General features: G+C 63.2%; 19 protein-coding genes. 11 read left to right on the top strand and 8 right to left on the bottom strand.

Annotation, left to right across the window (positions count from 1 at the left end):
- Window positions 1–37: 37 nt before the first annotated feature.
- From phaC to HX881_RS06325, 7 genes are all read right to left on the bottom strand, one after another.
- Window positions 38–1,717 (bottom strand): class II poly(R)-hydroxyalkanoic acid synthase, encoded by a 1,680-nt coding sequence (gene phaC, locus HX881_RS06355; RefSeq protein WP_017126924.1) that lies wholly within the window; start codon window positions 1,715–1,717, stop codon window positions 38–40.
- A 242-nt stretch (window positions 1,718–1,959) separates the two neighbouring features.
- A complete protein-coding gene (locus HX881_RS06350) occupies window positions 1,960–2,340 on the bottom strand; it encodes a gamma-butyrobetaine hydroxylase family protein (RefSeq protein ID WP_017126923.1) in 381 nt (126 codons plus the stop codon).
- Between the two features lie 170 nt (window positions 2,341–2,510).
- The gene (gene hslU, locus HX881_RS06345; protein ID WP_017126922.1) at window positions 2,511–3,848 is read right to left on the bottom strand and encodes an ATP-dependent protease ATPase subunit HslU; all 1,338 of its coding nucleotides are present in this window, start codon (window positions 3,846–3,848) and stop codon (window positions 2,511–2,513) included.
- A gap of 56 nt (window positions 3,849–3,904) precedes the next feature.
- On the bottom strand, window positions 3,905–4,435 hold the full coding sequence (gene hslV, locus HX881_RS06340; protein ID WP_074862639.1) for an ATP-dependent protease subunit HslV: 531 nt from the start codon (window positions 4,433–4,435) through the stop codon (window positions 3,905–3,907).
- A gap of 175 nt (window positions 4,436–4,610) precedes the next feature.
- Window positions 4,611–5,321: an SPOR domain-containing protein gene (locus HX881_RS06335; RefSeq protein WP_177083501.1), complete on the bottom strand. Its 711-nt coding sequence runs from the start codon at window positions 5,319–5,321 to the stop codon at window positions 4,611–4,613.
- Window position 5,322: 1 nt separating this feature from the next.
- On the bottom strand, window positions 5,323–7,059 hold the full coding sequence (argS, locus tag HX881_RS06330; protein WP_177083499.1) for an arginine--tRNA ligase: 1,737 nt from the start codon (window positions 7,057–7,059) through the stop codon (window positions 5,323–5,325).
- Window positions 7,060–7,283: 224 nt separating this feature from the next.
- A complete protein-coding gene (locus HX881_RS06325; RefSeq protein ID WP_103032940.1) occupies window positions 7,284–9,503 on the bottom strand; it encodes a primosomal protein N' in 2,220 nt (739 codons plus the stop codon).
- A gap of 164 nt (window positions 9,504–9,667) precedes the next feature.
- Here HX881_RS06325 and rpmE point away from each other — a divergent pair, with 164 nt between their 5' ends.
- The 3 genes from rpmE to HX881_RS06310 all read left to right on the top strand — a co-directional run bounded on the left by rpmE (window position 9,668) and on the right by HX881_RS06310 (window position 12,176).
- Window positions 9,668–9,886, top strand: coding sequence for a 50S ribosomal protein L31 (gene rpmE, locus HX881_RS06320; RefSeq protein WP_007925855.1), 219 nt, complete (start codon window positions 9,668–9,670; stop codon window positions 9,884–9,886).
- A 49-nt stretch (window positions 9,887–9,935) separates the two neighbouring features.
- Window positions 9,936–10,724: a thermonuclease family protein gene (locus HX881_RS06315; RefSeq protein ID WP_177083497.1), complete on the top strand. Its 789-nt coding sequence runs from the start codon at window positions 9,936–9,938 to the stop codon at window positions 10,722–10,724.
- A 183-nt stretch (window positions 10,725–10,907) separates the two neighbouring features.
- Window positions 10,908–12,176: a malic enzyme-like NAD(P)-binding protein gene (locus HX881_RS06310; protein WP_017126917.1), complete on the top strand. Its 1,269-nt coding sequence runs from the start codon at window positions 10,908–10,910 to the stop codon at window positions 12,174–12,176.
- Window positions 12,177–12,268: 92 nt separating this feature from the next.
- On the opposite strand, the gene HX881_RS06305 is transcribed toward HX881_RS06310, so the two are convergent.
- Window positions 12,269–14,701, bottom strand: a complete 2,433-nt coding sequence (locus HX881_RS06305; RefSeq protein ID WP_377652943.1) for a penicillin-binding protein 1A — start codon at window positions 14,699–14,701, stop codon at window positions 12,269–12,271.
- A gap of 206 nt (window positions 14,702–14,907) precedes the next feature.
- On the opposite strand from HX881_RS06305, the gene HX881_RS06300 reads away from it, so the two are divergent.
- The 8 genes from HX881_RS06300 (at window position 14,908) to HX881_RS06265 (ending at window position 23,148) form a co-directional block, all read left to right on the top strand.
- Window positions 14,908–15,972 carry a pilus assembly protein PilM gene (locus tag HX881_RS06300; RefSeq protein ID WP_017126915.1) on the top strand — a complete coding sequence of 355 codons (1,065 nt, stop codon included), beginning with the start codon at window positions 14,908–14,910 and terminating at the stop codon, window positions 15,970–15,972.
- On the top strand, window positions 15,972–16,538 hold the full coding sequence (locus HX881_RS06295; protein WP_017126914.1) for a PilN domain-containing protein: 567 nt from the start codon (window positions 15,972–15,974) through the stop codon (window positions 16,536–16,538). The genes HX881_RS06300 and HX881_RS06295 overlap by 1 nt, the downstream gene beginning before the upstream one ends.
- A complete protein-coding gene (pilO, locus tag HX881_RS06290; protein ID WP_017126913.1) occupies window positions 16,535–17,158 on the top strand; it encodes a type 4a pilus biogenesis protein PilO in 624 nt (207 codons plus the stop codon). The genes HX881_RS06295 and pilO overlap by 4 nt, the downstream gene beginning before the upstream one ends.
- On the top strand, window positions 17,155–17,682 hold the full coding sequence (locus HX881_RS06285) for a pilus assembly protein PilP (protein WP_042935612.1): 528 nt from the start codon (window positions 17,155–17,157) through the stop codon (window positions 17,680–17,682). The genes pilO and HX881_RS06285 overlap by 4 nt, the downstream gene beginning before the upstream one ends.
- An 11-nt stretch (window positions 17,683–17,693) precedes the next feature.
- Window positions 17,694–19,772, top strand: a complete 2,079-nt coding sequence (locus tag HX881_RS06280) for a type IV pilus secretin PilQ (RefSeq protein WP_177083495.1) — start codon at window positions 17,694–17,696, stop codon at window positions 19,770–19,772.
- A 4-nt stretch (window positions 19,773–19,776) separates the two neighbouring features.
- Window positions 19,777–20,295 carry a shikimate kinase AroK gene (gene aroK, locus HX881_RS06275; RefSeq protein WP_042935610.1) on the top strand — a complete coding sequence of 173 codons (519 nt, stop codon included), beginning with the start codon at window positions 19,777–19,779 and terminating at the stop codon, window positions 20,293–20,295.
- Window positions 20,296–20,444: 149 nt separating this feature from the next.
- The gene (aroB, locus tag HX881_RS06270) at window positions 20,445–21,545 is read left to right on the top strand and encodes a 3-dehydroquinate synthase (RefSeq protein ID WP_017126909.1); all 1,101 of its coding nucleotides are present in this window, start codon (window positions 20,445–20,447) and stop codon (window positions 21,543–21,545) included.
- A gap of 10 nt (window positions 21,546–21,555) precedes the next feature.
- On the top strand, window positions 21,556–23,148 hold the full coding sequence (locus HX881_RS06265) for an SPOR domain-containing protein (protein WP_177083493.1): 1,593 nt from the start codon (window positions 21,556–21,558) through the stop codon (window positions 23,146–23,148).
- Window positions 23,149–23,290: the final 142 nt, after the last annotated feature.

The following is a 23,290-nucleotide window of genomic DNA, read 5'->3' as shown; positions in this document are numbered from 1 at the left end:
TCGCCAGCAACCCGGCTCCCACGGGAGGGACATGGATCTAGCGTTCGTGCACGTAGGTCCCCGGTGCCGCCTCGGCCGATGGGTAGGCCTTGCTGCCCAAGCTGGTCGGCGACTTCTTCAGCTTGCCCGAGCGTTCGGCCAGCCAGGTCTGCCAGTACAGCCACCAGGAGTCGGTGTGCTTGGTGGAGTTTTCCTGCCAGTCCTCGGCCTTGGCCGGCATCTCGTCGCTGGTCATGTAGCGCGACTTCGGATTGCCCGGCGGGTTGAGGATGCTCTGGATGTGCCCGCTGCTCGAGAGCACGAACTCGACCTTGCCGCCGAACAGCTGGGCCGACTTGTAGCAGGACTTCCAGGGGGTGATGTGGTCGTTGGTGCCGGCCAGGGAGAAGATGTCGGCGGTGACTTTCTTCAGGTCGATCGGCGTGCCGCACACTTCCAGGGCATCGGCGCGTACCAGCGGGTTGTTCTTGAACATCTCGATCAGGTCGCCGTGGAACGCGGCCGGCAGGCGGGTGGTGTCGTTGTTCCAGAAGAGGATATCGAACACCGGCGGCTCGTTGCCGAGCAGGTAATTGTTGACCCAGTAGTTCCAGATCAGGTCGTTGGGACGCATCCAGGCGAAGACTTTCGCCATGTCGCTGCCCTCCAGCACGCCGGCCTGGTAGGAGTGGCGCTTGGCGGCTTCCAGGGTCTGTTCGTCGACGAACAGCGCCACCTGGGTGTCGAGGGTGGTGTCGAGCACGCTGACCAGCAGGGTCAGGGAGTTGACCTTCTTCTCGCCGAGGGCGGCGTAATGGCCGAGCAGGGCGGTGCAGGTGATGCCCCCGGAGCAGGCGCCGAGCATGTTGACGTCCTTGCTGCCGGTGATGGCGGTGACCACGTCGACGGCTTCCTTCAGCGCCTCGATATAGGTCGACAGGCCCCATTCGCGCTGGGCCTTGGTCGGGTTGCGCCAGCTAACGATAAAGGTCTGCTGGTGGCTGCGCAGGCAGAAACGCGCCAGGCTCTTGTCCGGGCTGAGGTCGAAGACGTAGAACTTGTTGATCTGCGGCGGCACCACCAGCAGCGGGCGCTCGTGCACCTGTTCGGTGATCGGCCCGTACTGGATCAGTTCCAGCACGTCGTTGCGAAACACCACCGCGCCTTCTGTGGTGCCCAGGCTCTTGCCGACCTCGAAGGCGCCCATGTTCACCTGGCTGGGCATGCCGCCGTTGTGCACCAGGTCCTTGGCCAGATTCGACAGGCCGTCGAGCAGGCTCTTGCCGCCAGTCTCGAAGAAGCGCTTGACCGCCGCCGGGTTGGCCGCAGTGTTGGTCGGCGCCATGGCCTCGGTCATCAGGTTGATGACGAAGTGCCCGCGGCTGATGTCCTGGGGCGAGAGTGAACTGTCACCGATCCAATCATGGAGCTCCTTGCGCCAGGCCAGATAGGTTTGCAGGTAGCGTTTGTAGAGCGGGTTCTGGCTCCAGGCCGGGTCGCAGAAGCGACGGTCGTCGCTTTCCGGTTGCAGGCTCGATTTGCCGAGCAGCACATTCTTCAGTTCGACGCCGAAATGGGCGACGTGCTTGACGCTGTGGATAGGTTGCTTGATGGCTTGGGCCAATACCATTCGTGCAGAAGTCAGAAGGTCCTTTCTACGCAAGCCGACGACGGGGTTCAGGCCCAGGGTGTTTTCCGAGGCTTGAAGCTTGAGGTCATCGCTATTCTTGTCACTCATCTACGACGCTCCATTGTCCTGAGACGAGTACCGGGTAAGGCTGTGCGACTGGGCACAACGAATGCCAAGTACTGCTGCTCGGGTGACCGGTTGATTGCGCATCGTTAAATGCACGGAACTTGCCAGCTCCATTGGTTACCCGAGTTTAATTTTTTTCGCAAGCGGACCGAACGTCAGCCCTGCCGCCGGGTATTGGATCAGAACAAATTAGAAAATACGCCCCAAACGACAAGATGCCCGTTCTAGAGCATCAGGCGGACGATCGACTCGGACGGGTCGCGGGATTTTCCGGCGGCCTTGAGTTCGGCAAGATAATCGGCCCACAAGTCATCCTGACGACAGGCCAGCTGGTAGAGGTAGTCCCAGGTGAACAGTCCGCTGTCATGACCGTCGTCGAAGGTCAGTTTCAGGGCGTACTGGCCAGCGGGCTCGATCTTGCTCAGGCCGACACCGAGCTTGCCGAATTGCAGGATCGGCTTGCCGTGGCCCTGGACCTCGGCGGAGGGGGAGTGCACCCGCAGGAACTCGGCGGGCAGGTGGTATTCCTCGCCCGGACCGTAGCTGAGGGTCAGGGTTTTCGAGGCCTTGTGCAGGTTGATGGCGGTGGGTATCGGGGTGCTCATTGAACGCTAACCTGTGTGCAGGAGCCTCCTGGAGGAGCTGGCTTGCCAGCGATGCGGTCTGGCCGTCGACATTGTCGTCGGCTCAGACAGCCACATCGCCGGCAAGCCGACTCCCGCAGGGGCCGTGTTCGGCCATGAAAGCAGCGTTCCCATAAGGAACGGTGTATTCCCTAGAGGATATACCGCGACAGGTCTTCGTTCTGCGCCAATTCACCGAGGTGGCTGTTGACGTAGGCGGCGTCGATGCGAATCGGCTCGGCACCCTGGGCGCCCGCCAGGTCGCCGGCGCTGAACGAGACTTCCTCCAGCAGGCGCTCGAGCAGGGTATGCAGGCGACGGGCACCGATGTTTTCGGTCTTCTCGTTGACCTGCCAGGCGATTTCCGCGAGACGCTTGATACCGTCGGGCTGGAACTCGATGCTCAGGCCTTCGGTCTTCAGCAGTTCGCGATACTGCTCGGTCAGCGAGGCGTGGGGCTCGCTGAGAATGCGTTCGAAATCTTCCGGGCTCAGGGCCTTGAGTTCGACACGGATCGGCAGACGGCCTTGCAGCTCCGGCACCAGGTCGCTCGGCTTGCTCAGGTGGAACGCGCCGGAAGCGATGAACAGGATGTGGTCGGTCTTGACCATGCCCAGCTTGGTGTTGACGGTGCAGCCTTCGATCAGCGGCAGCAGGTCGCGCTGCACGCCTTCACGGGAGACGTCGGCGCCGCCGACATTGCCGCGCTTGGCAACCTTGTCGATTTCATCGATGAAGACGATGCCGTGCTGCTCGACCGCTTCCAGGGCCTTGGCCTTCAACTCTTCGTCGTTGACCAGGCGCCCGGCCTCTTCGTCGCGGACCAGCTTGAGCGCTTCCTTGACCTTGAGCTTGCGGTTCTTGCGCTTGCCCTTGCCCATGTTGGCGAACAGGCTCTGCAACTGGTTGGTCATTTCCTCCATGCCCGGTGGCGCGGAGATATCGACGCCAGCGTGTTCCGCGACCTCGATTTCAATCTCCTTGTCATCCAGCTGGCCTTCACGTAGGCGCTTGCGGAACAGCTGGCGGGTATTGGAGTCCTGGCTCGGCGCGGCGTCTTCATTGAAGCCCATGCGTGCCGGTGGCAGCAGGGCGTCGAGAATACGCTCCTCGGCGGCGTCTTCGGCGCGGTGGCGGACCTTGACGATCTCCTGCTCGCGCAGGAGCTTGATCGCGGCGTCCGCCAGGTCGCGGATGATCGATTCGACATCACGGCCGACGTAGCCGACCTCGGTGAACTTGGTCGCTTCGACCTTGATGAACGGGGCGTTGGCCAGCTTGGCCAGGCGCCGGGCGATTTCGGTCTTGCCGACACCGGTGGGGCCGATCATCAGGATGTTCTTGGGGGTTACTTCGACGCGCAGTTCTTCGGGCAACTGCATCCGGCGCCAGCGGTTACGCAGCGCAATGGCAACGGCGCGCTTGGCATCGTCCTGGCCGATGATATGGCGATTGAGTTCGTGGACGATTTCGCGGGGAGTCATGGACATGATATGTGGGGTCCTCAAGCGGTAGTGATCAGCGTAGACACAGGTCTGGCACTGCTTTATTCCGCGAGGTCCTGCTCCTCAATAGTGAAGTTGTGATTGGTGAATACGCAAATATCACCGGCGATCCCGAGGGCGGTCTCGACGATTTCCCGGGCCGACAGTTCGGTCTTCTTCAGCAGCGCGCTGGCCGCGGCCTGGGCATAGCCACCGCCTGAGCCCATGGCGATCAGGCCTTGTTCCGGTTCGACGACATCGCCGTTGCCGGTAATGATCAGCGAAGCGTCCTTGTTGGCGACCGCCAGCATGGCTTCCAGGCGGCTCAGGGAGCGATCGGTACGCCACTCCTTGGCCAGTTCGACGGCGGCCCGGACCAGATGGCCCTGGTGTTTTTCCAGCTGGCCTTCAAAACGCTCGAACAGGGTGAAGGCATCGGCGGTGGCCCCGGCGAAACCGGCGAGCACCTGGCCATGGTAGAGGCGACGGACTTTTTTCGCGTTGCCCTTCATGACGGTGTTGCCCAGGGAAACCTGGCCGTCGCCGCCCATGACGACTTTGCCGTGGCGACGAACTGAAACGATGGTGGTCAAGGGAGAGTCTCCACGCAGCGGGGCGAAAATGCCTGATGGAAACTGATATGGGGATGGTGCCGGGATTTTCAACCGGAAGTAGGGCGGAGGGACGAATGGTGTAGGAAGGAGGGATGGATCTTGTCGTGCAATTCAACCGCGGGAGCCGGTTTGTCGGCTCCCGCGGGTTCGGCTTTCAGCGACTCTGGCGCTGTTGTAACAACAGGTTGCTGAAACCGCTGCCGGCCAGCTGTTTCTGCGCGGTGGTCAATTGTTCGCGGTTGCTGAACGGGCCGACCAGTACCCGGTACCAGGTCTCTTCCTTGACGGTGCCGGACTCGACCGACACCGCCTGGCCGAGCAGGATGATCTGCGCGCGGACCTTGTCGGCATCGGCTTCCTTGCGGAACGAGCCGGCCTGCAGGAAGAACTGCGTCACCGCGGCCGGTGCCGGCTTGGCCACGGGTGGTGGCGGTGGCGGGGTGATCCCGGCCAGGGCCGCCTGGGCGCGCGCGGTGTCGATCTTGGCCGCTTCGGCCGGGGTCACCGGCGTGGTCGGCGTCGGTACGGTCTGCGGCGTCGGTAGGGTCTTCTCCGGCACGGCTTCCGGCGGCACGATGACTTCCGATTCCGGCAGCAGGGTGTAGAAGTCGTACTTCGGCTTCACCGGCTGGGTCGGGCTCGGCGGGGTCTTGTTGGCCTCGGCGATCTTGGTCGCTTTCTGCTGTTCCTGCTTGACCCGCTTGACGTCATCGCCCTTGCCCGGCTCGAGTTTCATCAGAAACACGATAAAGGCGCCCACGCCCAGCCCGATGGCCAGCCACAACCAGCCCGGGATCGGCTTTTTCGCAGGAGCTTGGTAACGGCTGGCGCCACGTTTGGGTGCGGGTTTTTTCTTGGCAGCCAACTTACATACGCTCCAGAGTTTCCAGGCCCAGCAGCTCCAGGCCTTGCTTGAGGGTGCGGCCGGTCAGCGCGGCGAGACGCAGGCGACTCTGCATCCGCGCCGGGGTATCGGCGGTCAGGATCGGGCAGTTCTCGTAGAAGCTGGAGAACAGGCCGGCGACATCGTACAGGTAGGTGCAGAGGATGTGCGGCGTGCCTTTTTCGGCGACGCTGTTGAGGACTTCGCCGAATTGCGCCAGCCTGGCCGCCAGTTCCTGCTCATGGGCGGCTTCGAGCACGATCTGGCCGTCGACTTCGCTGAAGTCCTTGCCCAGCTTGCGGAACACACCGGCCACGCGGGTGTAGGCGTACAGCAGGTACGGCGCGGTGTTGCCTTCGAAGTTGAGCATCAGGTCGAAGTTGAAGCTGTAGTCGCTGGTGCGGTGCTTGGACAGGTCGGCGTACTTCACCGCGCCGATCCCGACGACCCTGGCGATGTCGCGCAGGTCGTTCTCCGGCAGATCCGGGTTCTTTTCCCTGACCAGGTTGTAGGCGCGCTCGCGGGCTTCGGTCAGCAGGTCGATCAGCTTCACGGTGCCGCCGTCGCGGGTCTTGAACGGCCGGCCGTCGGCGCCGTTCATGGTGCCGAAGCCCATGTGCTCCATTTCCATCGGATGGCCCACGAAGCCGGCCTTGCGTGCCACGGCGAACACTTGCTGGAAGTGCAGGGCCTGGCGCTGGTCGACGAAATACAGCGCGCGGTCGGCCTTCAGCACATTGCTGCGGTAGCGCACGGCGGCCAGGTCGGTGGTGGCGTAGAGATAACCGCCGTCGGCCTTGACGATGATCACCGGCAGCGGCTCGCCGTCGGCGTTCTTGAACTCGTCGAGGAACACGCACTGGGCGCCGTTGCTCTCGACCAGCATGCCCTTGGCCTTGAGGTCGTTGACCACGTTGACCAGGTCATCGTTGTAGGCGCTTTCGCCCATGACATCGGCCATGGTCAGCTTGACGTTGAGCAGTTCGTAGATTTTCTGGCAGTGGGACAGCGAGATGTCCTTGAAGCGGGTCCACAGCGCCAGGCAGTCCGCATCGCCGGCCTGCAGCTTGACCACCAGGCCACGGGCGCGGTCGGCGAACTCGCTGGACTCGTCGAAGCGCTGCTTGGCGGCACGGTAGAAGTTCTCCAGGTCCGACAGCTCGTCGCTGGTGATCGGGTTTTCCTGCAGGTAGGCCATCAGCATGCCGAACTGGGTGCCCCAGTCGCCGACGTGGTTCTGGCGGATCACGGTGTCGCCGAGGAATTCGAGGACCCGCGCCACGCCATCGCCGATGATGGTCGAGCGCAGGTGGCCGACGTGCATTTCCTTGGCGAGGTTGGGTGCCGACAGGTCGACCACGGTGCGCTGCGCCGGGCCGGCCTTGCGCACGCCGACACTGGCGTCGACCAGTGCGGCATCGAGGCGCGCGGCCAGGGCCTGGGTGTTCTGGAAGAAGTTGATGAAGCCCGGGCCGGCGATTTCCGCCTTGCTGACGTTTTCATCGGCCGGCAGTGCGGCGATCAGCTTTTCCGCCAGGTCGCGCGGCTTCAGGCCGGCGGGTTTGGCCAGCATCATGGCGATGTTGCTGGCGAAGTCGCCGTGGGTCTTGTCCCGGGTATTTTCGACCTGGATCGCCGGCGTCAGGCCATCAGGCAACACACCTTCGTTGACGAGTTGGGTGAGGGCTTGCTGGATCAGCTGGCGAATGGTGTCTTTCATGGTCTTCTCTTTCGACCGCAAGCGCGGCGGCGCTTCGATGCGCAGGTGGAAAAACTGGGCATTATCCGTTGCCGGGGCGAGCTTGCCAACCGGTTGCGGACTTGTGGTGATACGCAGGCCTCCCTTCGCGGGCAAGCCCGCTCCCACACGTTCGTGTCATACACAAGATTTATACTCAAGCCTGACCTGTGGCAGCGGGCTTGCCCGCGAAGAGGCCATCCCGTTCAGTACAAGTCCACCGGATCGACATCCAGCGACCAGCGCACCTGGCGTCCGCTGGGCATCTGTTCCAGCGCCAGCAACCAACTGCTCAGCAAGCGGTGCAGCGGCGCCCGGGCATTGGCCTGCAGCAGCAATTGCGCCCGATAGCGTCCGGCCCGGCGCTCCATCGGCGCCGGCACCGGCCCCAGCAGCTCGATGCCGCCCAGGCTCATGTCCGCCAGCAGGCGTTCGGCCTCGCTGCAGGCTTCATCGAGAAAACCTTCGGCCTGCCCGGGCTTGTGGGCTTCGGCACGCAGCAGCGCCAGGTGGGCGAAGGGTGGCAGGCCGGCGGCGCGGCGCTCGCTCAAGGCCTGTTCGGCAAAGGCGAAGTAACCCTGCTCGGTGAGCTGGATCAGCAGCGGATGGTCCGCCAGGTGGGTCTGGATAATGACCTTGCCCGGCTCCTCCGCGCGTCCGGCCCGGCCGGCCACCTGGACGATCAGTTGCGCCATGCGCTCGCTGGCGCGGAAGTCGCCGGAAAACAGCCCGCCATCGGCATCGAGGATCGAAACCAGGGTCACCCGCGGGAAGTGGTGCCCCTTGGCAAGCATCTGCGTGCCCACCAGGATGCATGGTTGGCCTTTCTGGATCGTCGCGAAGAGCTGGTTCATCGCGTCCTTGCGCGAGGTGCTGTCACGGTCGACCCGCAGTACCGGGTAATCGGGGAACAGGATGCCCAGCCGCTCTTCGGCGCGCTCGGTGCCGGCGCCTACCGGGCGCAGGTCGACCTTGCCGCATTGCGGGCAGTTGCGCGGGACGCGTTCGACATGGCCGCAGTGGTGGCAGCGCAGTTCGCCATAACGCTGGTGCACCGTCATGCGCGCATCGCAGCGCTCACACTCGGACATCCAGCCGCAATCGTGGCACAGCAGGGTCGGGGCGAAGCCGCGGCGGTTGAGAAACACCAGGACTTGCTGGCCTGCCGCCAGGGTCTGGCCGATGGCTTGCTGCATCGGTCCGGAAATGCCGCTGTCCAGCGGGCGACTTTTCACGTCCAGGCGCAAAAAGCGTGGCTGCCTGGCGCCGCCGGCCCGCTCGTTCAGGCGCAGCAGGCCGTAGCGACCGATATAGGCGTTGTGCAGGCTTTCCAGGGACGGGGTGGCCGAGCCCAGGACGATCGGGATGTTTTCCTGCCGGGCGCGCACCAGCGCCAGGTCGCGGGCGTGATAGCGCAGGCCTTCCTGCTGCTTATAGGAGCCGTCGTGCTCTTCATCGATGATGATCAGCCCGGGATTCTTCATCGGCGTGAACAACGCCGAGCGGGTGCCGATGATGATATCGGCCTCGCCGTCCCGTGCCGCGAGCCAGGCATCCAGGCGCTCGCGATCATTGACCGCCGAGTGCAGCAGGGCGATCCGCGCGTTGAAGCGTTGTTCGAAGCGCGCCAGGGTCTGGGGGCCGAGGTTGATCTCGGGGATCAGCACCAGGGCCTGTTTGCCGGCTTCGAGGGTTTCGCGGATCAGTTGCAGGTAGACCTCGGTCTTGCCGCTGCCGGTGACGCCGGCCAGGAGAAAGGCGTGGAAACTGTCGAAGCCGGCGCGGATCGCCGTGCAGGCGGCGCGTTGTTCGTCATTGAGCGGCAGCTCCGGTTGCGCCAGCCAGTGTTCGTGGCGCTCGCCGGGGGCATGGCGGCGGATCTCCACCTGCACCAGGTCCTTGGCCAGCAGCAGGTCGAGGCTGTCCTTGCTCAGCATCAGTTTGCTCAGTAGCTGATGAGCGACGCCGTGCGGGTGCTGGGCCAGCGTGGCCAGGGCTTCGCGCTGGCGCGGTGCGCGGGCGATGCGCGGGTCGTCGAGCCTGGCGCCGGGGGCGATCGACCAGAACCGTTCCTGGCGCGCCTCGGCCGGTTCGCCCTGGCGCAGCAGCACCGGCAGGGCCCAGCTCAGGGTGTCGCCGAGGCTGTGCTGGTAATACTGGGCCGTCCACAGGCAGAGCTTGAACAGCGCGGGCGGCAGCGGGGGCGTGGCATCGAGCAGGGCCAGCGCCGGCTTGAGCTTTTCCACCGGCACTTCGCTGTGGTCGGTGACTTCCACCAGGATGCCGATCATTTCCCGGCGGCCGAACGGCACCCGCAGGCGCATGCCGGGATGCAACTCACTGCGCAGCACGCCCTGGGGCGCGCGGTAATCGAACAGGCGGCGCAGGGGGGAAGGCAGGGCAAGGCGCAGAATGGCGTCGGGCACGCGGTTTTCTCGGGTGGTGTAATGAAGAAGGGCGGGAGCCTAGCAGACGGCCGGTGTGCGTGACAGCTTGCTTCATTTTGCAGGGCTGGTATTATCGCCGGCCAAATTACGTGCGGTGTTCAACAATAGTGTTGGGCGGCGGCACGCTAGCCGAGGAAGTCCCCATGAAAGCTGATATCCATCCAGAATACCCAGCAGTTGCCGTTACTTGCAGCTGCGGCAACAAGTTCGAAACCCGTTCGACTTTCGCCAAGCCACTGGCAATCGACGTGTGCAACGAGTGCCACCCGTTCTACACCGGTAAGCAGAAGACCCTGGACACCGGCGGCCGCGTTCAGAAGTTCGCCGATCGTTTCGGTGCATTCGGTGCGAAGAAGGCCTAAGGCTCTTTTTCCTGGACGGCCTGCTGGGCTGCTCCACGCTGATAGCTTCATGCTGCAAAAAAAGGCGCTCCTTGTGGGCGCTTTTTTTATGGGCGCGATTTGGCAGGCGCAGGCTCAGGCGTTCTGTCCTGCAGTGCCAGGCGCTGCGCGGGTCGAGGTACAGCGGGTCATCGACGGTGACACCGTGCGTCTGAAAGATGGTCGTAGCGTGCGCCTGATCGGCATCAATGCACCGGAACTGGGGCGCAAGGGGCGGGCCGCCGAACCCTTTGCCGAGGCTGCCCGCCAGCGTCTCCAGGGCCTGGTGAAGGAAAGCGGCAGCCAGGTCGGGTGGGTGGCAGGTCGCGAGCGCCGCGACCGCTATGGCCGCATCCTGGCGCATCTGTATGGTCGCGACGGCATGAATCTCGAAGCGCGGCTGCTCGCCGAGGGCTTGGCTTACCAGGTGGCCGTCGCGCCCGACGACGATTTGTTCGAATGCCAGCAGCTCGCCGAGCGCCAGGCCCGGCAGCTCGGGCTTGGGCTGTGGAAACGTCCCTCTGTACTGAAGGCGGATCAGATCAGGAAGCCCGGTTTTGCCCTGCTCAAGGGGCGTGTGAGCAATATCCGACGCAATCGTGGCGGGTTATGGATCGAATTGCAGGGGGCAGTTGTACTGCATGTCGCACCCGATCGGCTGGAGCGATTCGACTCCGTCTCGCTCGAGGCGCTCAAGGGCAGGCAGATCGAGGCCCGTGGCTGGCTGGTCGAGCGTGGTGGTCGAGGCGCGCCGCGCCAGCGGGGTGCGCGCTGGTTGTTATCGCTGAATCATCCCGGAATGCTTCAGGTAGCCTGTTGAGAAAAAATTGTAGACATTTTTATTATCGATTGTGAACAGTTTAGCCCTTGTGTTACGCGGCTCTTGGGCCAAAGTCGTAGGGTGCGGCCCTTGACACCTGTGACTGGTCAGTCTTGTGAGGACTTTGCGACACGCGTATCCTCGGCGGTCCGTCAGTCCCACAGTAAAAAGCGGAATGCCCACATGTCAGATTTGAAAACTGCCGCTCTCGAATATCACGCCAATCCTCGTCCGGGGAAGCTGAGCGTCGAGCTCACCAAAGCCACTGCCACCGCCCGCGACCTGTCGCTGGCCTACAGCCCTGGCGTCGCCGAACCAGTGCGTGAAATCGCCCGCGATCCTGAGCTGGCCTACAAGTACACTGGCAAGGGCAACCTGGTTGCAGTCATTTCCGATGGCACCGCGATTCTCGGCCTGGGCAACCTCGGCCCATTGGCCTCCAAGCCGGTAATGGAAGGCAAGGGCGTGCTGTTCAAGCGTTTCGCCGGTATCGACGTGTTCGACATCGAAGTCGACTCGGAAAGCCCGCAAGCCTTCATCGACACCGTCAAGCGTATCTCCATCACCTTCGGTGGCATCAACCTGGAAGACATCAAGGCACCTGAGTGCTTCGAGATCGAACGTGCCCTGATCGAGCAGTGCGATATCCCGGTGTTCCACGATGACCAGCACGGTACCGCGATCGTGACCGCCGCCGGCATGATCAACGCCCTGGAAATCGCTGGCAAAACCCTGCCTGAAGCGAAAATCGTCTGCCTGGGCGCCGGTGCCGCCGCCATCTCCTGCATGAAATTGCTGGTGAGCATGGGCGCCAAGATCGAGAACATCTTCATGGTTGACCGTACTGGCGTGATCCACGCCGGCCGTGACGACCTGAACCAGTACAAGGCGGTATTCGCCCACGCGACCGACAAGCGCAGCCTGGCTGACGCCCTGAAGGGCGCTGACGTGTTCGTCGGCCTGTCCGGTCCGAACCTGCTGGACGCCGAAGGCCTGCTGTCCATGGCGGCCAACCCGATCGTGTTCGCCTGCTCGAACCCGGATCCGGAAATCTCCCCGGAGCTGGCCCACGCCACCCGTAGCGACGTGATCATGGCCACCGGCCGTTCGGACTACCCGAACCAGGTCAACAACGTCCTGGGCTTCCCGTTCATCTTCCGTGGTGCCCTGGACGTTCGCGCCAAGCGCATCAACGAGGAAATGAAAGTGGCCGCGGCCAACGCCCTGCGTGAACTGGCCAAGTTGCCGGTGCCTCAGGAAGTGTGCGACGCCTACGGCGGCATCAAGCTGGAATTCGGTCGTGAATACATCATTCCGAAGCCGATGGATGCCCGTCTGATCACCCTGATCTCCGACGCCGTGGCCAAGGCCGCGATCGAGACCGGTGTGGCGACCCTGCCGTATCCGAAGAACTACCCGCTGAAAAGCGTGGATGACGTGTTCAACGGCTAAGCCGTCGTAGCGTCAAACAAAAAGCCCCGGCTCGAGAGAGCCGGGGCTTTTTTGTGGGTGGCGTTCGGGCGGTGGTGAGCCGCCCGGCAGGATCAGAACAGGTCGATCGGCGCCGCCTCGTCCGCCGGCAGCGGGCTGCCCGGGGCGCTGCCGCCATTGCCCAGCTCATTGACCGATGGTGGCGTGTCTTCGCTCTTGAACAGCTCGAAGTAGGCATTGGGCGTGCCCGGTGTGGCCGCGCGGCCGCTGACCGGATCGACCCGCAGGCTGAGGATGCCTTCCGGCTCCGCCTGGGTGTGCGGCGGCATGCCCTTGAGCGCCGCGCCCATGTAGTCCATCCAGATCGGCAGTGCCACCGTGCCGCCGAACTCGCGGCGCCCGAGACTCTCGGGCTGGTCGAAGCCGGTCCAGACGGTGGTGATGTAGTCGGCGTTGTAGCCGGTGAACCAGGCGTCCTTGGATTCGTTGGTGGTACCGGTCTTGCCCGCCAGGTCGCTGCGGCCCAGGGCCAGGGCGCGACGGCCGGTGCCGAGCTTGATCACGTCCTCGAGCATGCTGTTGAGGATGTAGGTGGTGCGCCCGTCGATGATGCGTTCTGCGACGGCCGGAGCCTGGGCCGCGGGAGCAGGTGCCTCGCCGGTGCTGTTGACGGTAAACGTCGGCTGGCTCGGTGCCGCGATGCCGCTGCTGGCCGCTTCGCCGGTCGGTACGCTTGGCGGGTTGGCGACGAACAGGGTATCGCCGTTGCGGCTTTCGATCTTGTCGATCAGGTACGGCGTGATCTTGTAGCCGCCATTGGCGAAGGTGCTCCAGCCGGTGGCGATTTCCATCGGCGTCAGGGTCGCGGTACCCAGGGCCAGGGACAGGTTGCGTGGCAGGTCCTGCTTGTTGAAGCCGAACTTGGCAATGTAGTCGATGGTCTTGTCGACGCCCAGGCTTTGCAGCAGGCGAATCGAGACCAGGTTGCGCGACTTGTACAGCGCCTCGCGCATGCGGATCGGGCCAAGGAAGGTGTTGGTGTCGTTCTTCGGCCGCCAGACCTTGTCCAGGTACTCGTCGACGAACACGATCGGGGCATCGTTGACCAGGCTGGCCGGGGTGTAGCCGTTGTCCAGCGCCGCGCTGTAGATGAACGGCTTGAAGCTCGATCCCGGCTGGCGCTTGGCCTGCATGGCGCGGTTGTAGTTGCTCTGCTCGAAGGCGAAACCACCGACCAGGGCGCGAATCGCGCCGTTTTGCGGGTCAAGGGAGACCAGCGCGCTCTGGGCTGCCGGCACCTGGCTGAATTTCAGGCTGTTGTCGGATTGGCGCTGGACGCGGATCAGGTCGCCGACCTGGGCGACATCGGACGGCTGCTTCGGTGCCGCGCCCAGGCTGTTGGTGTTGAGGTACGGACGCGCCCATTTCATGCTGTCCCAGGCGACGAGTTCCGGACCGTTGCGGGTCAGGACGTGCAGCATGTTCTTGTCCACCTGGGTGACGATCGCCGGTTCCAGGCCGCTGATGGGGCGCTGCTTGCCCAGCTCCGCGATCCAGGCGTCGCGGGTCTTGCCCGGCAGGCGCGACTCGGGGCCACGGTAGCCGTGGCGCTGGTCATAGGTGATCAGGCCTTCCTGGACGGCATGGTTGGCCAGTTCCTGGAGGTTGCTCGGCACCGTGGTGGTGACGCGGAAACCTTCGGTGTAGGCCTCGCTGCCATAGCGGCCGACCATTTCGGCGCGGGCCATTTCGGCGATGTACGGCGCGTTCACTTCCGGCGTCGGCACGTGGTAGCTGGCGTTGATCGGCTCGACGATGGCGGCCTGGTAAGCGGCTTCGTCGATCTTGCCGAGCTTGTACATGCGTCCCAGGATCCAGTCGCGACGCTCCTTGGCGCGGACCGGGTTGGCCAGCGGGTTGAAGCGCGACGGAGCCTTGGGCAGGCCGGCGATCATCGCCATCTGGGCCAGGGTGATGTCCCGGATCGATTTACCGTAATACACCTGTGATGCGGCTTCGATACCGTAGGCGCGGTTGCCCAGGTAGATCTTGTTCACGTACAGCTCGAGGATTTCATCCTTGGTCAGCTGGCGTTCGATCTGCAGGGCAAGAAGAATCTCGTTTGTCTTGCGCGAGAAGCTACGCTCGCTGGACAGGAAGAAGTTTTTCGCCACCTGCATGGTGATGGTACTGCCGCCGGACTGGATGTGCCCGCTCTTGACCAACTGGGTCGCGGCACGCATCAGGCTGCTGGGGTCGACACCGTAGTGATTGGCGAAGTTGTCGTCTTCGGCGCTGAGCAGGGCATTGATGAAATTCGGTGGGATGTCGGCGAAGCGAATGGGTGAACGGCGCATCTCGCCGAATTCGGCGATCAGCTTGCCATCGCTGGTGTAGACCCGGAGCGGAATCTGCAACTGGATGCTTCTCAGCGTCTCCACGGACGGCAAGCCCGGACTAAGATAGAGAAATGCACCGCTCAGGACGAGCAACAGGCCGCAGAACACGGCGACGAAAGACCACCCGAAAAACTTCAGCAGACGAATCAAGGCTTGTGGATTTCCAGATAAAAGAATGGGTTAGGCGTCAGGCTAAATTCACAGCAAGCGCTGGTTCGACGGCTCGGAGAAAAACGTGGGCATTATAAGCATTTTTTGGTGTTGAGCGTCATTTGCGCTTATGTCAAGACTGCTATTAAATGCCCATTATCATAAAGGGTCCGTAAGTCGCGGATAGTAATAGGGAATCGGTAGTGCTTGGACTCTTTGGCAAAAAAGCGCATTCGCTCCTGGGGATCGACATCAGTTCCACCTCGGTAAAACTCCTCGAATTGAGCCGTTCAGGCAATCGATATCGGGTCGAGTCCTACGCCGTGGAACCGCTGCCGCCTAACGCCGTGGTCGAGAAGAACATCGCCGAGCTCGAAGGCGTCGGGCAGGCCCTGGCACGGGTGCTGCTCAAGGCCAAGACCAGCGCGCGCCACGTCGCGGTCGCCGTGGCCGGTTCCGCGGTGATCACCAAGACCATCGAGATGGATGCCGGGCTTTCCGATGACGACATGGAAAGCCAGCTGAAGATAGAAGCCGACCAGTACATTCCCTATCCCCTCGAAGAAGTGGCCATCGACTTTGAAGTCCAGGGTTATTCGGCGCGCAATCCCGAGCGCGTCGAAGTACTGCTGGCCGCCTGTCGGAAAGAAAACGTCGAGGTGCGCGAGGCGGCCCTGGCCCTGGCCGGGCTCGATGCCAAGGTGGTGGATGTCGAGGCCTATGCCCTGGAGCGCTCCTTTGGCCTGCTCGCGGCACAGCTGGCCAGCGATCACGACCGCTTGACGGTGGCGGTGGTCGACATCGGCGCGACCATGACCACCCTCAGCGTCCTGCACAACGGCCGGATCATCTACACCCGCGAACAATTGTTCGGCGGTCGCCAGCTCACCGAGGAAATCCAGCGGCGCTACGGCCTGTCCAACGAAGAGGCGGGCCTGGCGAAGAAGCAGGGCGGCCTGCCCGACGACTATGTCGCCGAGGTCCTGCAGCCCTTCAAGGATGCCGTGGTCCAGCAGGTGTCGCGTTCCCTGCAGTTCTTCTTCGCCTCGGGCCAGTACAACGATGTCGACTACATCCTGCTTGCCGGTGGCACCGCCTCGATTGCCGGCCTCGATCACCTGATCCAGCAGCGGCTCGGTACGCCGACCCTGGTGGCCAACCCTTTCGCCGACATGGCGTTGAGCAGCAAGGTCAATGCCGGGGCCCTGGCCAGTGACGCGCCGGCCCTGATGATCGCCTGCGGTCTGGCGTTGAGGAGTTTCGACTGATGGCGCGGATCAACCTTCTCCCCTGGCGCGAGCAACTGCGTGAAGAACGGCGCAAGCGCTTCCTGACGGCCCTGGTCGGTGTGCTGGTGGCGGCTGTCGGCCTGGTCCTGATGACTGACCAGTACATCAGCAATTCCATCGATCACCAGACCGCGCGCAATGCCTACATGAACAAGGAGATCGCCCAGCTCGATGCGCGCATCAAGCAGATCAGCGAACTCAAGGCGCGTCGCCAGCAATTGATCGAGCGGATGAAAATCATCCAGGACCTGCAAGGCAACCGGCCGATCAGCGGGCGGATCTTCGATCAGCTGGCGCGAACCCTGCCTGATGGCGTGTATTTCACTGAAGTGAAGATGACCGGCAAGACCATTGCGCTTACCGGCGCGGCGGAGTCCAACAACCGGGTCTCGGACCTGATGCGCAACCTCGACGCTTCCGACTGGCTCGAGGCGCCGAGCCTGACCGAGGTCAAGGCGACGACGGCCGGCGCGGTCGACCAGGCGAACGTGTTCCAGCTGAGCGTGCGCCAGACCCAGCCACCGGTTCCGGGGGCTGCCAAATGAATGTTTCCGAATGGCTGGAAAACCTGCGCAAGATCGACCTCGCCGATCTCGACATGCAGAACATCGGCTCCTGGCCCGCGGCGGTCAAGGGCGCCTGTGGCGTCATCGTCGCCGTGCTGGTGCTGACGCTGGGCTACAACTTCTATATCAAGGACCTGACCGACCAGCTGGATCAGCAGCGGGCCACGGAAGTCACCTTGAAGGAGCAGTTCGCGACCAAGGCGCACCTGGCGGCGAACCTGGAAGCCTACACCCAGCAGATGCTCGACATGGAGGCGTCCTTCGGCGCGCTGCTCAAGCAACTGCCCAGCGATACCGAGGTGCCCGGGCTGCTGGAAGACATCACCCGGACCGGGCTTGGCAGCGGACTGGAGTTCGAAGAGATCAAGCTGTTGCCCGAGGTGGCGCAGCAGTTCTATATCGAGCTGCCGATCCAGATCACCGTGACCGGCGCCTACCATGACCTGGCGACCTTTGTCAGTGGCGTGGCCAGCTTGCCGCGAATCGTCACCCTGCACGATTTCGAGATCAAGCCGGTCGCCGCGAACAATGGCAACAAGCTGCGCATGAGCATTCTCGCCAAGACCTATCGCTACAACGACAAGGGGCTGCAGAAATGAGCGGCTTGCGTGGGTTGTGCGTAGCGATGGTCGCGGTGCTGCTGGCCGGCTGTGGCAACAGCAATGACTTCAGTGACCTGGACGCCTACATGCGTGAAGTACGCGCGCGTCCGGCCGGCAATATCGAACCGACACCGAAGTTCATTTCCTACGAGGCGTTCACCTACAACGCCTCGTCGCTGCGCAGTCCGTTCCAGCCGCCGGTCAAGATCGACCTGGTGAACCGCCAGAAAGGTTCCCACGAGGTCAAGCCGGATCCGAACCGGACCAAGCAGTTTCTCGAAGGCTTCAATATCGAGCAGTTCGAGATGGTCGGCACGCTTTCCAATGCCAGCGGTACCTACGCCCTGTTGCGCGGGGCCGGTGGCGTCCATCGTTTGAAAGTGGGTGATTACCTGGGGCGCAACGAGGGCCGGATCGTGGCCATCACCGACTCCCAGGTCGAGGTGATCGAAATCGTTCCGGACGGTGAAGGCACCTGGCTGGAACGGCCGCGCACCATCCCTTTGAAAGAGCACTCATAGTGGAACTCGATATGAACAGGATTATTTCCACCTTCGGCATTTCGCTATGGATGGCGCTGGTGTCGCCGATGGTGCTGGCCGCCAACCTCAAGACCCTCGATGTGGCGGCGCTGCCGGGAGATCGGGTTGAGCTCAGGCTCGCCTTCGACAGCGCCCCCACCGCGCCCCATGGCTACACCACCGATCAGCCGGCGCGGATTGCCCTGGACCTGACCGGGGTGACCAGCCAGTTGGCGACCAGGACCCGTGACCTGGGCGTGGGCAATGCACGCAGCGTGACCGTGGTGGAAGCCAAGGATCGTACCCGGCTAATCATCAACCTGACCAAGCTGGTGCCCTACAGCACCCGTATCGAGGGCAACAACCTGTTCGTGGTGGTCGGCCAGGGCGCGGCCGCCGCCGTGCCGGGCCAGGCCAGTGCGGCCCGGCCGGTGGCTGCCGCGGTGGCGCAACCCGCGCGTGCGGCGCCCAAGCCCTACGTACCGGCGGGCAAGGCCATTCGCAATATCGACTTCCAGCGCGGCGAGCAGGGCGAAGGCAATGTGGTCATCGAGCTCTCCGATCCGTCCATCAGCCCGGATATCCAGGAAAAAGGCGGCAAGATCAGCGTGGAGTTCCCTCGTACCCAACTGCCCGACCCCCTGCGTGTGCGCCTGGACGTGAAGGATTTCGCCACGCCGGTGCAATTCGTCAATGCCACGGCGTCCGCCGACCGGGCGAGCATTTCCATCGAGCCGAGCGGGGCCTTCGACTACTCGACGTACCAGACCGACAACAAGCTGACCATCAGTGTCCGCCCGCTGACCGTCGACGACCTGCAGCGGCGTAATGCCGAGCGTTTTGTCTACAGCGGCGAAAAGCTCTCGCTGAACTTCCAGGACATCGATGTGCGTTCGGTGCTGCAACTGATCGCCGACTTCACCAACCTGAACCTGGTGGCCAGCGACACGGTGCAGGGCGGGATTACCCTGCGCCTGCAGAACGTGCCGTGGGACCAGGCGCTGGACCTGGTGCTCAAGACCAAGGGCCTGGACAAGCGTAAGATCGGCAACGTCCTGCTGGTGGCGCCGGCGGACGAGATCGCGGCGCGCGAGCGTCAGGAACTGGAATCGCAGAAGCAGATCGCCGAGCTGGCCCCGCTGCGCCGCGAGCTGCTGCAGGTCAACTACGCGAAGGCGGCGGACATCGCCAAGCTGTTCCAGTCGGTGACCAGCGCCGAGGCCAAGGGTGACGAGCGGGGTTCGATCACCGTGGATGACCGCACCAACAACATCATTGCCTACCAGACCCAGGACCGCCTCGACGAGCTGCGGCGGATCGTGGCGCAGCTGGATATCCCGGTGCGCCAGGTGATGATCGAGGCGCGCATCGTCGAAGCCAACGTCGGCTATGACAAGCAACTGGGCGCCCGCTGGGGCGGCAGCATTTCCGGCGGCAACTGGAAGGGCAGCGGCGGTTCGCCGACCCTGTCGAAGCTGACCGGCCAGAGCGCCAGTACACCGTTCGTCGACCTGGGGGCCACCACGGCGACCTCCGGCATTGGCATCGGCTTCGTGACCGACAACACGATCCTCGACCTCGAACTGAGCGCGATGGAGAAGACCGGTAACGGTGAAGTCGTGTCGCAGCCCAAGGTGGTCACCTCCGACAAGGAGACTGCGAAGATCCTCAAGGGCACCGAGATTCCGTACCAGGAGTCCAGCTCCAGCGGGGCTACCTCGGTGTCCTTCAAGGAAGCGTCGCTGTCCCTCGAGGTCACGCCGCAGATCACCCCGGACAACCGCATCATCATGGAAGTGAAGGTCACCAAGGATGAGCCGGACTACCAGAACGTGCTCAACAACGTGCCGCCGATCAAGAAGAACGAAGTCAACGCCAAGGTACTGGTCAACGACGGTGAAACCGTGGTGATCGGTGGCGTGTTCTCCAATACTCAGAGCAAAACCGAAGAGAAGGTGCCATTTCTTGGCGATGTGCCGTATGTTGGCCGCCTTTTCCGCCGAGACATTGTCTCGGAAGCAAAATCCGAGCTGCTGGTATTCCTGACTCCGCGTATCATGAATAACCAGGCGATTGCTGTGAGTCGTTGATTCTGTGCGAAATTTGATTCTTGTTGGGCCTATGGGGGCTGGAAAGAGCACCATAGGCCGCTTGCTGGCCAAAGAGCTGCGCCTGCCTTTCAAAGATTCCGATAAGGAAATTGAACTGCGCACGGGCGCCAATATCCCGTGGATCTTCGATAAGGAAGGCGAACCGGGCTTTCGCGATCGCGAGCAGGCGATGATTGCCGAGCTGTGCGCAGCCGACGGTGTGGTCCTGGCCACGGGCGGCGGCGCGGTCATGCGCGATGAAAATCGCCAGGCCCTGCATGCCGGTGGGCGGGTGGTCTATCTGCATGCTTCGGTGGAGCAGCAGGTGGGGCGTACCGCGCGCGATCGCAACCGTCCGCTGTTGCGTACCGCCGACCCGGCAAAAACGCTGCGGGACCTGCTGGCGATCCGTGATCCGCTTTATCGGGAAATCGCCGATCTGGTGGTGGAAACCGATGAACGGCCGCCGCGCATGGTGGTACTGGATATTCTTGAACGCTTGCAGCAGCTGCCTCCCCGTTAAAGCGCAGGGCGAAATGCGCTATCCTCGACGCCCGCCATGCTCGGTGTCGGTCATGGCTCAAGGCCATTGGGGGGCGCCGGAAACGGACGCCGCCAACAATCGTTAATCCTGAGACTGGACGCCCGCGTCCATCTTCACTGTGGGGACACATGCAGACACTTAAGGTCGATCTTGGCGAGCGTAGCTACCCGATTCATATTGGCGAAGGGCTGCTGGACAAGCCTGAGCTACTGACGCCGCACATTGCCGGTCGGCAAGTCGCAATCATCTCCAATGCAACCGTCGCACCGCTCTATCTCGAACGCCTGACCCGCAGCCTGGCGGGCTACTCGGTGATCTCGGTGGTACTGCCCGACGGCGAGGCCTTCAAGACCTGGGAAACCCTGCAGCTGATTTTCGACGGCCTGCTGAGCGCCCGCCACGATCGCCGGACCACGGTCATCGCCCTGGGCGGCGGCGTTATCGGCGACATGGCCGGTTTTGCCGCCGCCTGTTATCAGCGCGGAGTGGACTTTATCCAGGTTCCGACTACCTTGTTGTCTCAGGTCGATTCGTCGGTGGGCGGCAAGACCGGCATCAACCATCCGCTGGGCAAGAACATGGTCGGTGCCTTCTATCAGCCCAATGTGGTGCTGATCGATACCGCGACCCTCAACACACTGCCCGCCCGCGAGCTGTCGGCGGGCCTGGCCGAAGTCATCAAGTACGGCCTGATCTGCGACGAGCCTTTCCTGACCTGGCTGGAAGAGCACGTCGACGCCTTGCGCGGCCTCGACCAGGCAGCCCTGACCGAGGCCATCGAGCGTTCCTGCGCGGCCAAGGCGGCCGTGGTCGGTGCCGATGAGCGCGAGTCCGGGGTGCGCGCCACCCTCAACCTCGGGCATACCTTTGGCCATGCCATCGAAACCCATATGGGCTACGGTGTCTGGCTGCATGGTGAGGCCGTGGCGGCGGGGACGGTGATGGCGCTGGAGATGTCCGCGCGCCTGGGCTGGATCACCGACGCCGAACGCGATCGCGGTATCCGCCTGTTCCAGCGCGCGGGATTGCCGGTCATTCCTCCGGAGGAGATGACCGAGGCCGATTTTCTCGAACACATGGCAATTGACAAGAAAGTGATCGACGGTCGTTTACGTCTGGTGTTGTTGCGCCGCATGGGCGAAGCCGTGGTGACCGACGATTATCCGAAAGAGGTTCTACAGGCCACGCTGGGAGCGGACTACCGCGCCCTGGCTCAGCTTAAAGGTTGATAAGATTCCGATGACTAGTTTGCATGCCGACGAGGCTTTCCTCGGCCATTATCAGTTGAGTCACGACCCTTTTGCTCCACGGGTGCCTGGCTTCAAGTTCTTCCCGGCCCAGCGCAAACCGGTGCTGGGGCAGTTGCATCACCTGGCCCGCTACAGCCAGTTGCTGCTGGTGGTGACCGGCCCGCAGGGCAGCGGCAAGACCCTGCTGCGCCAGGCTCTGGTGGCGAGCACCAACAAGCAGTCGGTGCAGAGCGTGGTGGTGTCGGCCCGTGGCGCCGGCGACGCGGCGGGTATGCTGCGCCAGATTGCCCAGGCACTGAACGTGGCCCAGGCCGATATCGGCTCGATCCTGGCGCAGGTGGTGCAATTGGCGCTGACCGGCCAGGAAGTCTACCTGCTGGTGGACGACGCCGAACAACTGGACGATTCCGCGATCGAAGCCTTGCTGGCACTGGCTGCAGGCGCGCCGGAAGGCCGTCCGCATGTCTTCCTGTTCGGCGAGTCGTCGATGATTGCCGGGCTGGAGCAGCAGGGCACGGAGGAAGAGCGCTTCCACGTGATCGAACTGCAGCCGTACACCGAAGAAGAGACACGCGAATACCTGGCCCAGCGTCTTGAAGGCGCGGGCCAGGGAATCGAACTTTTTTCCGCTGAGCAGATCACTGAGATTCACGAAAGCGCCGAGGGCTGGCCTGGCAACATCAACCAGGTCGCTCGTGACGCCATGATCGAAGCCATGATTGCCAGCCGCTCCGCGGTCAAGCGACCAAGTATGGGGTTCAAGATGTCGAAGAAATACGTGTTGGCATTGTCTGGGGTGGTGGTGGTCGCTATCGCCGCGGCCTGGATGAGTTCCGGCCGCAGCAAGGCGCCGGTGACCGCTGGCGCGCCAGCCAGCGAGCAGGCCCAGTTGCCGCTGGGGCAGACACCGAAGCCGAATGCCGCGGGTGGTCCGGCGGTCGAGTTCGCCGGTAATTCGCAACCGATGCCACTGCCGTTGGTCGGCCAGTCGCAGCCGGTGATGCGCGGTCCGCTCGCGGAAGCCGCGGGTGGCATGAGCGAAGGCGATGATGGCGGTGCACCAGCGGTTGACGGTGGTGTTGCCCAGCCGCCGACCGTGACCACCACTGCGCCACCGCTGGGCGTGCCTACCGGCCCGACTCCGGCACGTCCTACCCCGGCCCAGGTCGCCACGGCCAAGCCGGCGGCACCGGTTGCCAAGCCCGCGCAAACCCCGGTCCCGGTTCCCGCCAAGCCGGTGGCCAAGGTCGAAAAGCCGGTCGAGAAACCCGCAGCGGCAGCCAAGCCTGCCGCCGGTGGCAGCTGGTACGCCGGCCAGGCGCCGAGCCACTACGTGGTGCAGATCCTCGGCACCAGTTCGGAAGCTACGGCCCAGAACTTCGTCAAGGAGCAGGGCGGCGAGTACCGTTATTTCAAGAAAGTGCTCAACGGCAAGCCACTCTACGTGATCACTTATGGCAGCTTCCCGAGCCGCGATGCAGCGGTTACTGCTATCAAGGCCTTGCCAGCGAAGGTTCAGGCTGGTAAACCTTGGCCTCGCACTGTCGCCAGCGTCCAACAGGACCTCGCCACAACTCGCTGATGATTCGGCGGCCTTACCCAGGCCGCCCTCCCGGCACCTCAAAATTTCCACCTGAGCGCGCAGCTTCAAAGCTGCGTGCCTTGTGGTGTCTGCGTCACGGTAGATTTGAGTCGTAGCGGTCAGAATTCAAAAATGTTTTGAC

Origin of the sequence: Pseudomonas gingeri (assembly GCF_013386115.1) — a bacterium.
Taxonomy (GTDB): Bacteria; Pseudomonadota; Gammaproteobacteria; order Pseudomonadales; family Pseudomonadaceae; genus Aquipseudomonas; species Aquipseudomonas gingeri.
This window is presented reverse-complemented; position numbering and strand designations above follow the sequence as displayed.

Coding starts and splice junctions, on each gene's coding strand:
- rpmE (WP_007925855.1), top strand. CDS start 9,668: ATGAAAGCTGATATCCATCCAGAATACCCAGCAGTTGCCGTTACTTGC.
- hslU (WP_017126922.1), bottom strand. CDS start 3,848: ATGTCCATGACTCCCCGCGAAATCGTCCACGAACTCAATCGCCATATC.
- argS (WP_177083499.1), bottom strand. CDS start 7,059: ATGAAAGACACCATTCGCCAGCTGATCCAGCAAGCCCTCACCCAACTC.
- HX881_RS06265 (WP_177083493.1), top strand. CDS start 21,556: ATGACTAGTTTGCATGCCGACGAGGCTTTCCTCGGCCATTATCAGTTG.
- aroB (WP_017126909.1), top strand. CDS start 20,445: ATGCAGACACTTAAGGTCGATCTTGGCGAGCGTAGCTACCCGATTCAT.
- HX881_RS06315 (WP_177083497.1), top strand. CDS start 9,936: ATGCTGCAAAAAAAGGCGCTCCTTGTGGGCGCTTTTTTTATGGGCGCG.
- HX881_RS06285 (WP_042935612.1), top strand. CDS start 17,155: ATGAGCGGCTTGCGTGGGTTGTGCGTAGCGATGGTCGCGGTGCTGCTG.
- phaC (WP_017126924.1), bottom strand. CDS start 1,717: ATGAGTGACAAGAATAGCGATGACCTCAAGCTTCAAGCCTCGGAAAAC.
- HX881_RS06280 (WP_177083495.1), top strand. CDS start 17,694: ATGAACAGGATTATTTCCACCTTCGGCATTTCGCTATGGATGGCGCTG.
- pilO (WP_017126913.1), top strand. CDS start 16,535: ATGAATGTTTCCGAATGGCTGGAAAACCTGCGCAAGATCGACCTCGCC.
- HX881_RS06310 (WP_017126917.1), top strand. CDS start 10,908: ATGTCAGATTTGAAAACTGCCGCTCTCGAATATCACGCCAATCCTCGT.
- HX881_RS06295 (WP_017126914.1), top strand. CDS start 15,972: ATGGCGCGGATCAACCTTCTCCCCTGGCGCGAGCAACTGCGTGAAGAA.
- HX881_RS06350 (WP_017126923.1), bottom strand. CDS start 2,340: ATGAGCACCCCGATACCCACCGCCATCAACCTGCACAAGGCCTCGAAA.